Below are 15958 nucleotides of genomic sequence, written 5' to 3' on the forward strand. Positions count from 1 at the left end.
TTAACTTTATTCGGCGCGGATACTAGCAAAGAAATTAAGGGATTGTAATGCTAAGTTTATAAAATGGTGACACAAATACTTAAAAGAAATAATGATTTAGCTTCTATACTTTTAGTTGATTCGTTTAAAGAGGCTGATTTATTTTTGATGATCTTAGCGATTGAGCTGACAACGCTTTTTATTGGGCCTTTCAGGAGAGTTGACTGCTCAAAAGTCAATAATTGATGAGGCTAACCTTTGTTAAGTCATCGATTTGTCATTGAAAAAGTCACCACGTAAACGTTATGTGAGAACCACTGCTGACGCAGGAACTTTGAGCAAAAACGTCAGTATTATTAGTGAACTGATGACAACGGAACAACTAATGAAAAAGATACCTTTGGCTTTAACTTTAATAAGTACACTTGTTTTTTCACACTATTCCATGGCGACAACCGATACTTCACATACAACTCAAAACCCCACTTATCAGCTTGATGGCAAATCGGTGCTAGGGCGCACTGAAAATGTTTATTTGTCTGGAGTCGCTGGGCTTAGCGATATTCCTTTTGTAGGAAAAATTGATACTGGTGCTGAAACCACATCGATGCACGCGGAAGATATTCAAGTAACCAGTACTCACCCAGATTATAAAAATCTAACAAACCAAGAGTTGATGTTAGCCCTGACTGAAGAGGTGATAAACAACAGCGACGTAGCGTATAGCGATTGGGATGGCAGTACTTTCGAGCCTTTTGATACGCAAGTATCGTTCAAGATCCAAAACCCTAGAACTGGAAAGGTGGAGCAGATTGAGGCCCCTTTAGAGCGTGTCAGCATGATCCGTAGCCGAACGAGCAGCACACCCATACTGCGCCCAACCATAAAAATGTCGCTCAAAATCGCAGACCAAGAGCTCGAAACAGATGTAAACCTTACCGATAGAAGCCACTTTTCAGCCCCTATTTTGATTGGTAAAACCTTCCTGGCCGAGAACGCATTGGTGTTTGCTGGTTATGACTACCTACAAGAGCAGGAAAAGTCGACCGTCGTAGGAAGAAAAGAGGTGGTCTCGATTGGTGGTTTGTCTGTGAATGCGAGCTTCTCTTTCTCCAATCGCTACAGCAATCTGCACGCCATAGACATTGATGTTGACAAAAAAAGCAACAAGGTGACTTTTGATATGGTCAGTAACGATGGCCAAAAGCAAGAGATGAGCTTACCACTGGTGCGTATGCTTAACGTCGGTGGTAAGCAAAGGCCCTTGGTGTATGTCCCTGTCCAATTAAGCAAAGATACGACACGAGATATTTTGGTGTATCTGCGTGATCGTTCTGGCAGTGAGTCCCAACTAAGGATTGGCACAATGGCAGCCAGCGAACACTTCATGATTAACAGTAATGCTGAGAACTTACTGTCGGGCGGCGCAGAGAGTTTTCAAGATGCGACTAAGTCGGGTGAACCTTTAATTATCTCGCCAGAAGAAGATATCACGCTGGATAACTTCCCACTAAAAGCCGTGGCTTCATTCACGGTAAGTACACCAGTTCTAAAGGTGGAAAGCTTTGAAATTACTGGCTCAGGGGGTAATGCCAAAGTAGATTTCTTCCTGATGGACGCTGATGGTGAGCCGAAGAAAGTGTCTAAAAAGGTGATTAAGCAGCTGAAAGTCGGATCAGACACGCGCCCAGTAGTCAGCGCCGATCTTGTTGTATCTGGCAAAGCACAACAAAGAGAGTTTGCACTTGATGTGCTAGATAAGAATGAAAAGGCACCTTACTTCATTCTTGGCAAGAAGATGGCGAAAGAGGGCGTGTATATTAACACTCGCGCCGACTACCTATTGAACGCGGAACCTTTGTTTAAAGTCGGTCATGTTGAGCTTGTTGAAGTTAGTGGCATGACGTTCCCAGCTAAGCTAGACACCGGCGCGGATGTGAGCTCGATGAATGCAGTGAACATCAAACGCTTCAAAAAAGATGGCCAAGATATGGTGAGCTTCACCTATCAAAACAATCAGGGTGACAAACAAGACTTTGTTAAGCCAGTGATTGATGTAATGCGCATTAAAGCCAAGAAGGGTGAGGAGGTAAACATTCGCCCTGTGGTGGAAATGGAGGTCAAACTCGGTGATTTAGAGAAGAAGGTGAAGGTTAACCTACAAGACCGCTCTCGCTTTGAGTACAGCATGATCCTAGGTAAGAACTTCTTGAAATACGGCGCGCTCGTAAGTAGCGATGAAGATTATGTGTTGGGTAAGCAGAAGTAACCCACACTAAACTCCAGACAAACAAAAAGGGCCAACTCTTGCGAGTTGGCCCTTTCCAAACGTTTGGTGGGCTGGCGGGAGTTGAATGATTGTCTCATTTGTATAAAATTCAATGATTTAAAACGGATGTTTGAATTTAGTGTTACATTGAATGTTACATGAAAATCCTACTTCAAAAGGAACTGAACCCCCGTCCGCTTATATAAATAACCGTTAAGATCCTGGTTTTCATATAGCTAAATCTTCTTAATTATTTTCTGAGTATTCTCAAAAATAGAGTCTGCGATATGCTTAGGAAAGTCCTCAGGCAGTGTTTCACTTACTTGTAACATTGCCTTAGGTAAGGCATCTTTCATTTCATCGATTATCTCTTGCATCGTGTCTTGACTAAAGTTTACAGCTTTAGCAGTATCCAAAAAGTGACGAGGCAGGATTTTACTGATTTCATACTTTTTGCCCTTTGTTGCTTTCAACCCCATCGCCAGTTTTAGCTTTCTGATATTGAGCCCTTTTCCTCCCAGTAATGGGTAGGCTGACAAAATATCGTAGAATGGAGTGAGTCTGTAGCTTCCTCCTTTATCAATATAGATAGAAAAGTTTTTAGCATGTCCATCTGTAGCGCCAATGAGCCATTGAAATACTTGGAACCTCATGAAGTTATATCGATCTTCTAGAGCCTTACTTGAACCCATTAACAACTCCATGATTTGAGCTATACCAGGGCCACCTTGAGATTCGTATTTAATGGATGATGGCATACCAAATACTTGGCAGATATCTTCCTGAGGTAAGCGTAGCAAGCCTGCTCTGTCTTTTGTCCAGCGTCTATCAAAGCGTTCTACAGCTAAAGCTTTAATGTTGTCTGTTCTGATTATATTGACATTGGGAACTGCGAATCCCATAGCTCTAGCTAGCTCGATACAAAAGTACTCGTTTTCTACGCTATCTTTGAGATCTAGTGTTGCGTTAGCTTGTTGTATTTCGCCTATTGGCAGTTTGATGATGTGAGTGGTGGGTGTGTTCCCTTTAGGTATACACCATTGCCTATCAACGAATAGGAGAGCCGTTTTCTCTTGGGCACCTGCTACTGATATTCTAAAGTCTTCTTCTTCTTCGAGCATCCCGAGCGGAATATCAGACTTGTATGCAGAAAGAACAGTTTCTAGTTTTTTGTCATCTAGGGCTTCGTAGCTAAGTGGTTCTTTTTTATAAGGGAGTTCTGGAGGAAGTAAAGCAATCGCTCCAACACTGTCCTTTCCTATTTCTTTTAAGAGATCAAATGGTTGCTTGGATGAGGCTTTGTATCTTGAAACGATCCTATCTCTGACTTGAGGGCTGTCTGGTAATAAATTGTCAAAATAGTTTATTACGGCATCGGAAGTGATAGTTGGTAACTGAAGTTTCAAAGACAACGATAGTGGGCGGGTCACCGTATTAGTTACCCAGTTCTCATCGTATTGGAAAGTGTGAGCACCATTCTTATGCTTCTCTAAAGTGCCAACAAGTTCACCATTCATGTATGCGATTAGCTTCTGCATTACCAACTCTCATCATCATTTTCATCTAACGAAGTTACCTGTGCTTTTTCTTGGATACTCAATGTTAGATCCATTGCCTGAAGAAGCTTAAAGAAGGTAGAAAGCGTTGTTTTGTTTGGGTTGTTCTCGAAATTCGAGATCGTCGCTTGCTTTATGCCGACTTTCTTTGCTAGTTCTGATTGTGTCCAACCATTCTTTTGGCGTATCAGTAGCATCATGTCTGCTAATTGTTTTGGACTATATATCATTTGTTCTTGTCTTCAATAGGTTAAGGATGCATTTCGAAGATATCTCATTATACCCATTAAAGGATAATTGTATAGCTATCCGTTAGTGGGTATAAATTGTGGCGTATCCTTACAAGAGGATAAAATGCTCCGTATCCCCACTGGGGGATATTTTGTGATTTATCCCTTAGTGGGGTTAAGGTGTTCTAGCTTTACAAAGAATTAATCTCACTAGCATACAAATGGCTATGGCATTTAGGGCAGATTGGTTGCCCAGGAAATGTGCCTTACCACTGACACTTACACATGATGCATTCAAATGTTGCTATCTTTTTCGGCATTGGGCAGGAGGTATAGTCGATGTATTTCTTGGCGCAAGCCAAGGGGCATTGTGTTGATGGGAAATCTATTTCCATGTTTTGCATGAGTAGGTTTGGAGTGACGTTGAGGTTTATAGTCAGCGATACTCGAATTTAAACGCCCATATGCTTCCTATTCCATCGACGCCTTTCGTAGATGGAATCCCCAATTCTTAGAGTTATTATGCTGAGGGGCGCTATTCACTATGTTTCTAAAGGTGATTGTGCTTAAATGTCTCTATGAAATTACTTTAATATTTACTGAAAGGACGAGATATGGTGGACATAGAAAATGTATTCGGTGATTTCTATCAAAATGTAAAGGATCGTCGCCAAAATGTTGTCAAGGCAAATTCCATTTCAATCGAATCATCGGATTCTTCACTGGTTCACGAATCTCTCCAAACACTCCCAAGCGGCCCCCAAGAAGAGTACTTACTGCAAACTCAAATACGACCTTTATTCGGTAAGGAAGGGGTTAATAACTTTCCCATCGGCACACACCCTGACTTTGTTGCTCTTGAAGGAACATCTGAAACTCAACATCACTATATGTGTACAATGTTTGTGGACATAAAGGGATCTACACGCTTGTCGCTGCTTTACGATTTGGATTCTGTATTCATCTTCAAAAATGCTGTTATTCAAACTTGTATAGAGGTCGTTAGATCTTTCGATGGGCATGTTCATAGACTTATGGGAGATGCCGTGATGGCTTTTTTTGGTGGTAGCACTAAGGGTAAGGAAGATGCTATTGCCGATGCGATCAATTGTAGTATTACTTTGAGGGCGATTTTGGAAGAAAGTATAAAGCCTTGGATGACAAAACAAGGCTTGGAGTCTAAAGACTTCGGTTTCCGAGTTGGTTGTGACTTTGGCAATGACGAGGAGGTTTTGTGGGGAAGTTTCGGATATCGAAGTGTAGGTGAAGTGTCTGCTACTGGGTTACCAGTTGATATGGCTTCAAAGTTACAGAGTTTGGCAGGTAAAAACCAGACTATGTTGGGACAAGGCCTGCTTGATTTTGTTTATTGGCCAGCAAAGTACTCAAACATTAAAGAACGTAAAAGAGGACAAGAAAAAGAGTCTCTTCCTATAGTAGTTCCGAATATGAGCGACAGTGGCGGTAACCTACTGAATTACAATATGAGACTTTTGGATTACTACAAGTGTATAGATTTCAGTGCATTACCGTTGGTTTTTCGAGAGAAAGTTGCAGGGAGCACTGTTAAGCACAACCCAAGTATTGAGTTTAGATGCTTTGTGACTAGCGGGAATCAAAGACAAGAATATATTTCAGCGTCGTGCTATTTAGAGCCAGGACACGATCTTTTATTTGAAGTGAAAGCTACTACTCGGAGCCGACTAGCTTTTCCATTAAAAGTGGTGTTCAAGAAAACAAATCATGGCCCTAAAACTCCAGAAGATGAGAGGGATATCGAGCAAGATGGTGTAGTTAGATATCTACAAGCAAGGAAAACCAGTACCTACAACTCATCGATCGCTCCGTATTCCATTACCGAGCTAAATGAAGGTACAAGTTATAGGGGGTTACACACTATGAAATGTGAGGTCTTCGATAACAATCAAAGTTTAATCTTTAGGGACGTAATAGGTGTCATGATTAAGTGATAAGCTTAACTAAGAACGGCTTAGTGGAAGAAGGAAAAACCGTGAACGAAAAAGCATCAATCTTATTCGAATCACTACGAAGAACCGATAGCTACATAGTGGCAGCAGATCAGAAAGCCTCAATAACCCTCGCGGCAGGTGTGACCTTTTTAGGCATTTATACTTCAATATTTTATGGTCTGATAAGCGGTGATGATGTTGTTGTTCCAACCACATTGATCGTCTCTGTTGTTGGGATTGTTATTATTAGCTGGGTTTATTGGTTTAATAAGCTTAAGGATGTGTTCGTACCTAGAGTCACTCCTTCGAAAGGAAAATCAATAGTGTCTTTTGCTTCAATGGTTGAGACTCACGACTCTCTGGACAATTTTATACATTATTATTCAACACTTAATAGTATGAGCCAGTCTTCAACGCTAACAGATCTAGAGAGAGACCTGTTAGAAAACCATTGGATTTGTGCAGAAATATGTTCTAAGAAAATGGGGGCTTTTAAAAAGAGTCTATCGGCATTGTTGCTCTCATTGTCAGTGTCTTTATTGGGACTGGCTTTCGTTACGTTCTATGCAGATATAATTACATGACCAGCTTACGTCAGTTTAGCTATCTCTAGAGCAAGAACAGCTGACGAATTATTGTTATTAGGTGAGTTTTTGGTGAAATTTGGCTAAGCCAACCTTTCCCTCAAAGAAGAGTCAATAGTCTGCCAGTTAGCCGATGTTTCTTAGGTGCTCAAGCAAGTATTCCGTGTAGTACAAAGGCATAACAATGTGTTCTGTTTCTGATGCTGGAGATCCTTGAGTTCCCGTCAGCTTAATGGTTTTGTGAGGGCTGCACTTCTCGATATAGGATTGCAGTGATTTTGCCCGAGTGCGTTTTCCGCTTTTTACTTCAACAGGAATGATACGATCTAGCTCGTCCGCGATAATGAACTCTATCTCTGCTCGTGCATCTCTCCAAGAGTAACAGGGCTCAAATCCCATTGCAGCTAGCTCTTGTTGTACATAATTCTCAGCGATATAGCCTTTGTTATCATAGCGTTGTAGCTTCATTTCACGGTAGCTAGTTCCAAGCATATGGTTAAGTAGTCCAATATCGAAGAGGAACAGCTTAATGATGTTTTCTTTCTTATGTGCTGACAATGGAGCTCTTGGTTGTCCATCGATTTGGTGGTTCTTTAAAATGAGTTTGCACTTATGAAGCCAGGAAATAGCACTTTCATATTCTGCATACCGTGATTTGTGCTCATGGACACCCTTGAACCTAAAACGCTTGACGGAGTCGTCATACACCGAGGAAAGTTGAGCGGAAACATTTTTAAAAACAGATTCTATTAACTGCGAATCAATCTTGCCACAATATTTTCCGAAGTCACGCATGTAACCTTCGATTAAGTTTCTATGTATCTCCGATACTGTTTCAAGACGTTCAATAATACTGAGCTCAGAGTTTTCGAACCACGAGTTTACGGCTTCAGGCATACCGCCAACAAAGTAATAATCAGTAAGTAGCTCAAGTAACTTGGTATGGACTGCGGCAGAATTCAACTGTTGCTCGTAGGCTTTTTGAAGAGCTTTCTGTTCAGAGGCCCATAAAAACTCTTTAAAAGTAAGTGGCCTTAATTCGTATTGCTCTACTTTGCCCACTGGAAATGAAGTGAGTCGATCGATATTGGAGCCACATGCGGCGACGTAAGCTTTAGGGGTCTTCTCTGCAAAATATTTTAGAGCTGTCATAGCTCTCGGGCACTCGCCAATTTCATCGAGGATGAGAAGATCTGTCGATAAATCAAAGACCTTATCAGTTAAAAGTTCAATATTAGTAATGATTTCATTAGGGTTGAGAGAACCAGAGAAAGCCTTTATAAATTCAGGGTTTTCTAGAAAATCGATTCTTAGAATATTTTCAAATGACTTTCCTAGAAGCTCTTCTAGTAGGAAGGTCTTTCCTGTTTGTCTAGCTCCGTCAATTAAGAGAGGCTTTCTGGTTTTATTTTCTTTCCAGGCTACTATGTTTTTAAGTAGTGTACGATCCATTTAAGCACCCGATTTAAAGCGTTATTCATGCTTATTATTACACTTTTATGCGCATTAAAATGTGAGGTTTTACTATTTTAAGCGCATTTAAGTGTGGTGTGGCGCTACTGTTCAACTGGCTCATTTTGGAGTAGGTAAAAAGGAGCGCTATACAAGCCAGTGCTTGGTAAGATAAATGTTGATAATTAATTAGTTAAGGCGGTTGAAGTGTCATATTGCAAAATAGCTTTAGTGGTGACTCCGAAAATGGACATCGGAGAAGTGCTAAATGAGTTATCGACAACCAAATTTAACGCTGAACGCGCCGTTCAATGCAATTGGAATAATAATCAATTTTTGATTGATAGTGGGATGAATAATATTCGAGCTGTAGTTGATAACAAGAGGAAGCTTATTCTGTTTAGTTGTCGCTATCCGCACTACATTGATATAGCGGAAGAACTAGTAATCGAGTTTGCAGGTGAACAGGCATTATTGATCGAAAAAGTAGACGTTTAGTTTCATGTCTAGTGAAGCTTGGTTCGCCATTCATTCAAGTGTTCGACAATACAGTGACGATAGTCAGTGATATCTCCCACGAGTGGGAGACGGCCAGTCTCGCGCTAGACCTCTAGCGTGACATTTGACTCGTTATTTATTCAAGTGCTCGGTAAGACGATGGTGATAACCAGTGGTATCTCCCACACGTGGGAGACGCTAAGTCTCGCGCTAGACCTCTAGCGTGACATTTGACTCGTTATTTATTCAAGTGCTCGGCAAGACAGTGGTGATAACCAGTGGTATCTCCCACACGTGGGAGACGCAAAGTATCGCGCTAGATCTCTAGCGTGACATTTGACTCGTTATTTATTCAAGTGCTAGGCAAGACAGTGGTGATAACCAGTGGTATCTCCCACACGTGGGAGACGCAAAGTATCGCGCTAGATCTCTAGCGTGACATTTAACTCGTTATTTATCCAAGTGCTTGGCAAGACAGTGGTGATAACCAGCTGTATCTCCCACGCGTGGGAGACGTAAAGTATCGCGCTAGACCTCTAGCGTGACATTTAACTCGTTATTTATCCAAGTGCTCGGCAGGACGGTGGTGATAACTAGTGGTATCTCCCACACGTGGGAGACGCAAAGCTTCGCGCTAGACCTCTAGCGTGACATTTAACTCGTTATTTATTCAAGTGCTCGGCAGGACGATGGTGATAACCAGTGGTATCTCCCATGCGTGGGAGACGTAAAGTATCGCGCTAGACCTCTAGCGTGACATTTAACTCGTTATTTATTCAAGTGCTCGGCAGGACGGTGGTGATAACTAGTGGTATCTCCCACACGTGGGAGACGGCCAGTCTCGCGCTAGACGTCTAGCGTGACATTTAATTCGTTATTTATCCAAGTGCTCGGTAAGACAGTGGTGATAACCAGCGGTATCTCCCACGCGTGGGAGACGGCCAGTCTCGCGCTAGACGTCTAGCGTGACATTTAACTCATTATTTATTCAAGTGCTCGGCAGGACGATGGTGATAACCAGCGGTATCTCCCACGCGTGGGAGACGCAAAGTATCGTGCTAGACCTCTAGCGTGACATTTAACTCGTTATTTATTCAAGTGCTTGGTAGGACGATGGTGATAACCAGTGGTATCTCCCACGCGTGGGAGGCGCAAAGTATCGCGCTAGAGCTCTAGCGTGATATTCGACTCGTTATTCATTTAAGTGCTCGGTAAGACGGTGACGATAACAAGTGAAGTCCGAGCTAATCGAATAATAGATATAAATGTAAGAACAACATGACCGTTCAAAACTACTTTGAGCAGGTAAACTTCGCACTCGGCGAGTGTGAGTCGATAGCAATTTCGCACTCAAGGAGTGCGGGGCATGGGCAATGAAAGTGCCATTAAAGACAGTAACATTGCCATTGGTGGCATTAGAAGTGCCATTAATGGCAGTGTTTTCAAAGACGACGCTTGGGGATTATTCTGCATGGGAGTGCTGAAAAACATTCACTCCTTACATTAGTTATATAAATTTATAATTGTTATAAACGTTATAATAGTTATAACACATTTTTCATCAAAAATAAACGCAAAGGAAATATAATGTACCGCAAAAGCTGCAATTGGCAGGTTAATATACCATTTAATTTACATTTGTCAGCCCTAACTAACGATAGAGATTCTATATCAAACTAGCATACTCTCTTTGTGCGCCGTCTATACATGTGATCTAGCCTCCGCACTCAGTGTGTGCAAATATCAACCAACACATCTGCAAGTAAAGAAAATATAAGCCCAATCTCATCATATTCAGTGGTATCAAAAATCAACCGTTATACGACACCAGAAAAGGAGTACTTAAAGTGGTATCATAAATGTACCTATTTAATTCATGATACCAATGATATAATGATACTAGACTTTATGATACGAGAATCAAATGACTGGAAGAACCTTCGCTTACTGTCGTGTATCAACGACGGAACAAACAACCGAAAACCAAATCTTAGCTATTCGCAACGCTGGTTATAATGTGATCGACCATCGTGTAATTAGCGAAATTGTCTCTGGCAGTACGAAGGCTACAGACAGAGAACAATTTTCAAATTTAATCGAACATAAAATAGAAGCAGGTGACACCTTAGTCGTTCTAAAACTTGATCGACTTGGTAGAGATAACATCGATGTACAACAGACTATCGGTAAACTGATCCAAAAGGGAATTCGTGTCATTTGCTTAGACCTGCCTGTATCTGACCTCAGTTCACCAGAAGGGAAGCTCATGCTTCAGATGTTTTCAGCATTTGCAGAGTTTGAAAGGAACCGTATAACAGAGCGGACACAAGAAGGGTTAGCCAGAGCTAAAGCTGAAGGAAAAAGACTAGGTAGACCCAAGGCTACTAAAACAACCAGACGAGTCCAAGAGTGTAAAGAAGCTGGAATGTCGCAGAGTAAAGCTGCTATTCATTTAAGCTTAGGAATAGCGACTATTAAGCGTCACTGGAATACCGTGAACAGTTGAGCCAGATACATATCTATCCGTTTAGAAAGCACCGTTTACTTGTACTGGGCAAGCTCACTCATAAAAATACAGTAGAGAAAAAGTGTAAAAAGCACCTTGACATTAGTCCAGGTGCATAATATTGTTATCACACAATTTGAACAGTAGAGGAGCTACTGCATTTTTTAAACTTATTGGTAGAGTACAGGCGGCCACCTGTATCCCACCTAAATCTCAATACGACGATTAGACATATAGTAGGAGATAAATTATGAATCAAGATTACCAAATAACCGCTCAAGTGCAAGCAATTACCACCACATTCTTTCAGAGTAGCCATAAAACGAACGTTATCAATAGTAACAAAGATCAAAAACGTTCTCAGTATCAGTTCCCTATGGCCTCAGAAGAAAATGATTCAATTATTTGTGAATATCAGCGGGTTATTAAGATTTATAACAAATGTAACAACGACGCTCGAAAGAAACTCACAGTAAAAATGGAGCAATGGTTTTTAGGTGAGGCAAAAAGGTGTGGATGGGCTGATGCAAAATTTTTCAAATGTGCTGGCTCCACTAAAAAAGCCTGCTTTCTAGTGAAGCAAATTGAACTGGAGAGTATTTATGCCTCAAAACACTAATCTTCGTTTATTGAAAGAAATTGCTGATATTAGAACAGGTTATACTTTCCGCGAGAAAGTTGAAGAAGTTGGTTCTGAAAACGGTAATGCTCATATTGCTCAGATTAAAGATGTGCGTGAAATAGCAGAAGCGACAAACTCATACGTCCTTGATCCTAGCAAGCTTCCAGCCATTGATTGGCAAGGTAAGAAAAAGGCACTTGTAACGTCGGGGACAGTGATACTGCCTTCCAGAGGATCGAGAGGTGGCTATTTTCAAGCATCGTGCGTCATAAATGGTTCAGAAGATTCTTCACCTTTGGTTGTGACCAGTCAGTTTTTAGTGCTTACTCCAAAACCTGAGGTTATACCTGAATTCTTGTGTTGGTCATTGAATCAGCCCCACACTCAATTTTTATTGTCAGAAGGCGCTGGTAGTCAGGGGTCATCAATGGCTGTCATGCTTAAAACATCAATAGGCAATGAGGTAAAGCTTGATATCCCATCTATCGAGACGCAGAAGAAAATACTCCACCTGAACCAGTTATGGGAAAAAGAGCAGACCTTGACCCAAGCTTTGCTAATGAATCGCAAAACAATGCTTCAGGGCATGTTTCAACAATTACTTAATGGGGATAAATAATGATGAATAATAAAATTAACCAAGATGCAATCAATAAAGCAGTCTGGTCTGCTTGTGACACGTTCCGAGGTACAGTAGATCCATCGATCTACAAAGACTTCATCCTGACCATGCTGTTTTTGAAGTACATCTCTGATGTACATAAAGACAAGTACGAAGAGCTGAAAGCTGAATACGGTGATGAACCAGAGCTAATCGCCGAAATGATGGGCACCCAATCATTCCAAATCCCTACAGGTTCTACTTTCTGGGATCTCTACGATGCTCGTCATGAAGCTGGCAATGGCTCTCGCATCGACCAAGCACTGCATGCCATCGAAGAAGCTAACGGCACTAAGCTAAAGAACGTATTCCAAGACATCAGCTTTAACACTGACAAACTCGGCGATGAAAAGCAGAAGAACGATATCCTACGTCACCTACTAGAAGACTTTGGCAAAGAAAAGCTCGATCTACGCCCAAGCCGAGTGGGTTCGCTAGACGTGATTGGTAACGCCTACGAGTACCTCATCAAACATTTCGCTGCTGGCAGCGGTAAATCTGCTGGCGAGTTCTATACACCCCCAGAAGTATCTGATCTCCTTTCCATTATCCTAGAGCCACAACCTGGCGATAGCATCTGTGACCCATGTGCTGGCTCAGGCTCGCTATTAATGAAGTGTGGTAAACAAGTACAAAAGAACTTTGGTGGTTCTAAGCAGTATGCCTTGTTTGGTCAAGAAGCGATTGGCTCAACATGGTCATTGGCGAAAATGAACATGTTCCTGCATGGTGAAGACAACCACCGCATCGAATGGGGTGACACCATCCGTAACCCTAAACTGCAAGACAAAGAAGGCGGCCTGCTCCACTTTGACGTACTTACGGCGAATCCGCCGTTCAGCCTTGATAAATGGGGTTTTGAAGATGCAAGTAATGACCACTTTGGCCGCTTCCGTCGTGGTATTCCACCTAAGACCAAAGGTGATTATGCGTTTATCTCACACATGATTGAAACGCTTAAACCACAAACTGGCCGAATGGGTGTGGTTGTGCCTCATGGTGTACTTTTCCGTGCATCTAGTGAAGGGAAAATCCGCAAGCAATTGATTGACGAAAACCTGCTAGATACAGTAATTGGTCTGCCCGAAAAACTTTTCTTTGGTACTGGTATCCCTGCCGCGATCCTTATTTTCAAAAAACAGAAAGATGATAACAAGGTGCTGTTTATTGACGCATCTCGTGAGTTTAAATCTGGTAAGAACCAAAACCAGCTTACGCCTGAGAACATTCAGAAGATTGTTGATACATACAAAGCCCGTGAAACCACAGACAAATACTCATACCTAGCTTCGCTAGAAGAGATTGCCGAGAATGACTACAACCTCAATATTCCTCGTTATGTGGATACCTTTGAGGAAGAAGAAGAGATCGACTTAGTAGCGGTACGCAGTGAACGTCTGGCTCTGCAAAATGAGCTAGCTGATCTAGAAGCCGAGATGGCAGGTTACCTAGAGGAATTGGGTTATGGCGCGTGAGTTAAATTCATCTGAGATTCCAGATGGTTGGTCTTATGGACTGCTAGACAATTACGCTGAAAGATGCAGTGGTCATACACCTAGTAAATCATTTCCAGAATACTGGGATGGAGGGATTAAGTGGATTTCATTAGCTGATAGCTTCCGATTAGATAAAGGGTTAGTCGAAGAAACAGATAAAGAAATATCCAAACTAGGTACTGATAACTCCTCTGCACAAGTACACCCTGCTGGAACGGTCGTTCTTTCTCGTGACGCTGGAATTGGTAAAAGTGGGGTGATGGCAGAACCTATGGCGGTCAGCCAGCATTTCATCGCTTGGAAGTGTGATATTAATAATAAAATCCATAACTGGTTTTTGTATAACTGGTTGCAACTTAACAAGCATGAGTTTGAACGACAAGCTGTTGGTTCTACGATTAAAACGATTGGTTTGCCTTACTTCAAGAAACTAAAGATAGCCCTTCCTCCATACGCTGAACAACGCAAAATCGCCAAAATCCTCTCAACATGGGACAAAGCGATTGCCACCACTGAAAAGCTGATTGAAGCCAGCAAGCAGCAGAAAAAATCCCTGATACAGCAACTTTTGACGGGTAAGAAACGTTTGGTGAACCCTGATACGGGTAAGGCATTTGATGGTGAGTGGGAAGAAATTGAATTAAGCCATTTCTTTGACCGAGTTACTGAGAAGAATAAGGGGCAAAGCACCAATGTTGTGACCATTTCTGCCCAACATGGATTGATTCGCCAAGAAGAGTTCTTCAAGAAGTCGGTTGCATCTGAAACTTTAGACAACTACTTCATCTTACGGAAAGGTCAGTTCGCATATAACAAGAGTTATTCTAATGGGTATCCGATGGGAGCAATTAAACGACTTAATCGATATGAAGATGCCGTAGTAACAAGCTTGTATATCTGCTTTGAACTTAAAAATGAGCAGTTTGCTTCAAGTTGTTTTATGGAGCAGTACTTCGAGTCTGGTTTACTCAATCGAGGATTAACCAAAGTTGCAGCAGAAGGTGGGCGTGCTCATGGCCTTCTAAATGTAAAACCTTCTGACTTTATGGCGTTGGCGATCACAGCTCCACAACTTAATGAACAACAAAAAATCGCCTCAGTACTCACCGCTGCCGACAAAGAAATCGAGGCACTTCAAGCCAAGCTTACTCACTTTAAACAAGAGAAAAAGGCATTGATGCAGCAGTTGTTGACGGGTAAGCGCCGTGTAAAAGTTGATGAAATGGAAGCCGCATAATGAATAAGAGACCTCGTACCATCCAGATATTTTTACCTAGTGGAGATCCATCTGGTATTCGTATAGCCGAACAAACTACTTCAATCATTCGTTTGATTGAGGTGCCGCGTAGCGAAATGGCAGAGTTTGTTAATATGTCAGAATCAAAGCAAGTAGGTCTGTACTTCCTTGTCTCTGGTGATAACAAAGAGGAATGCTATATCGGCCAATCTGGTGATGTGGGGGCTCGGTTGATGCAACACCATAAAAGCGAAGCTAAAGACTGGGAGCGAGCCTTAGTCTTAGTATCTCTCACCAATAATCTAACCCAAACCCATGTGCTGTATTTAGAGTCGCTTTCAATTGAAAAAGCGAAAGCGTGCCAACGCTACTATTTGCTCAATGGAAATGGTGGGCAAAAGCCTCACACGCCTATCCCTCTCAAAGCCGATTGCGACGAAATCCATGATATTGGCAGCCTCCTTCTAGCAACCTTGGGTTATCCGATTTTCGAACCGCTTACTGAGCCAACAACGGAAAAGGCGGAACAGACCTTTATCTGTAATCGCGCTGGTGTTGATGCAAAAGGCATCTATACCAGTGAAGGGATGGTTATCTTAAAAGGTTCGTCGGCACCTATGACGACAAAAAGAAAAACCGATCAACGCTTTTATGATAAGCGTGACACGTTAATTGCCAAGGGCGTAGTTACTACTGATGGTCAACGCTTTGTCTTTCAACGCGACTACCTATTTAGAACCCCTAGTGGTGCATCTATGTGTCTCTTGCTAGGCACTTCTAATGGCTGGCTTGATTGGAAAACAGACAAAGGTGTCACCTTGCATGAGCATCAAGGAAGAACGCTAGAGTCTGCTACTGAACAAAGCATTAACTAAAACTAAGAACAAAGGCTAGGTAT

At 41.9% G+C, this 15958-nt stretch carries 14 protein-coding genes; 11 read left to right on the forward strand and 3 right to left on the reverse strand.

All coding sequences use genetic code 11. From position 1 onward, the window contains the following. Window positions 1-364 precede the first annotated feature (364 nt). A complete protein-coding gene (locus L1D60_RS18370; RefSeq protein ID WP_239842370.1) occupies window positions 365-2248 on the forward strand; it encodes a RimK/LysX family protein in 1884 nt (627 codons plus the stop codon). Window positions 2249-2484: 236 nt separating this feature from the next. Here the strand turns inward: L1D60_RS18370 and L1D60_RS18375 are convergent, their stop codons facing one another. Further along, the gene (locus L1D60_RS18375) at window positions 2485-3786 is read right to left on the reverse strand and encodes a type II toxin-antitoxin system HipA family toxin (protein ID WP_239842371.1); all 1302 of its coding nucleotides are present in this window, start codon (window positions 3784-3786) and stop codon (window positions 2485-2487) included. Beyond that, entirely contained in the window at window positions 3786-4034 is a 249-nt protein-coding gene (hipB, locus tag L1D60_RS18380) for a type II toxin-antitoxin system antitoxin HipB (RefSeq protein ID WP_239842372.1), read from the reverse strand. Before hipB ends, L1D60_RS18375 begins: the two co-directional genes overlap by 1 nt. Before the next feature lie 614 nt (window positions 4035-4648). Between hipB and L1D60_RS18385 the strand changes: the two genes are divergently transcribed. After that, complete coding sequence (locus tag L1D60_RS18385) at window positions 4649-6004, forward strand: adenylate/guanylate cyclase domain-containing protein (RefSeq protein ID WP_239842373.1); 1356 nt, start codon at window positions 4649-4651, stop codon at window positions 6002-6004. Between the two features lie 23 nt (window positions 6005-6027). Next, window positions 6028-6588, forward strand: coding sequence for a hypothetical protein (locus L1D60_RS18390; RefSeq protein ID WP_239842374.1), 561 nt, complete (start codon window positions 6028-6030; stop codon window positions 6586-6588). Between the two features lie 126 nt (window positions 6589-6714). Here L1D60_RS18390 and L1D60_RS18395 read toward each other — a convergent pair whose 3' ends face one another. After that, window positions 6715-8040, reverse strand: a complete 1326-nt coding sequence (locus L1D60_RS18395) for an AAA family ATPase (RefSeq protein WP_239842375.1) — start codon at window positions 8038-8040, stop codon at window positions 6715-6717. A 246-nt stretch (window positions 8041-8286) separates the two neighbouring features. Between L1D60_RS18395 and L1D60_RS18400 the strand changes: the two genes are divergently transcribed. The 8 genes from L1D60_RS18400 to L1D60_RS18435 all read left to right on the forward strand — a co-directional run bounded on the left by L1D60_RS18400 (window position 8287) and on the right by L1D60_RS18435 (window position 15935). Further along, on the forward strand, window positions 8287-8538 hold the full coding sequence (locus L1D60_RS18400) for a hypothetical protein (RefSeq protein WP_239842376.1): 252 nt from the start codon (window positions 8287-8289) through the stop codon (window positions 8536-8538). 1366 nt (window positions 8539-9904) lie between these two features. Continuing rightward, entirely contained in the window at window positions 9905-10045 is a 141-nt protein-coding gene (locus tag L1D60_RS18405) for a hypothetical protein (RefSeq protein ID WP_239842377.1), read from the forward strand. A gap of 417 nt (window positions 10046-10462) precedes the next feature. Further along, on the forward strand, window positions 10463-11044 hold the full coding sequence (locus tag L1D60_RS18410; RefSeq protein ID WP_239842378.1) for a recombinase family protein: 582 nt from the start codon (window positions 10463-10465) through the stop codon (window positions 11042-11044). A 250-nt stretch (window positions 11045-11294) separates the two neighbouring features. Beyond that, window positions 11295-11663 (forward strand): hypothetical protein, encoded by a 369-nt coding sequence (locus tag L1D60_RS18415; protein ID WP_239842379.1) that lies wholly within the window; start codon window positions 11295-11297, stop codon window positions 11661-11663. Then, window positions 11647-12285 (forward strand): restriction endonuclease subunit S, encoded by a 639-nt coding sequence (locus tag L1D60_RS18420; protein ID WP_239842380.1) that lies wholly within the window; start codon window positions 11647-11649, stop codon window positions 12283-12285. The genes L1D60_RS18415 and L1D60_RS18420 overlap by 17 nt, the downstream gene beginning before the upstream one ends. After that, window positions 12285-13802, forward strand: coding sequence for a type I restriction-modification system subunit M (locus tag L1D60_RS18425; RefSeq protein ID WP_239842381.1), 1518 nt, complete (start codon window positions 12285-12287; stop codon window positions 13800-13802). Before L1D60_RS18420 ends, L1D60_RS18425 begins: the two co-directional genes overlap by 1 nt. Next, window positions 13792-15060 (forward strand): restriction endonuclease subunit S, encoded by a 1269-nt coding sequence (locus tag L1D60_RS18430; protein WP_239842382.1) that lies wholly within the window; start codon window positions 13792-13794, stop codon window positions 15058-15060. Before L1D60_RS18425 ends, L1D60_RS18430 begins: the two co-directional genes overlap by 11 nt. Beyond that, window positions 15060-15935, forward strand: a complete 876-nt coding sequence (locus L1D60_RS18435) for a GIY-YIG nuclease family protein (protein ID WP_239842383.1) — start codon at window positions 15060-15062, stop codon at window positions 15933-15935. Before L1D60_RS18430 ends, L1D60_RS18435 begins: the two co-directional genes overlap by 1 nt. Window positions 15936-15958: the final 23 nt, after the last annotated feature.

Origin of the sequence: Vibrio sp. Isolate30, assembly GCF_022397975.1 — a bacterium.
GTDB classification, from domain to species: Bacteria; Pseudomonadota; Gammaproteobacteria; order Enterobacterales; family Vibrionaceae; genus Vibrio; species Vibrio fortis.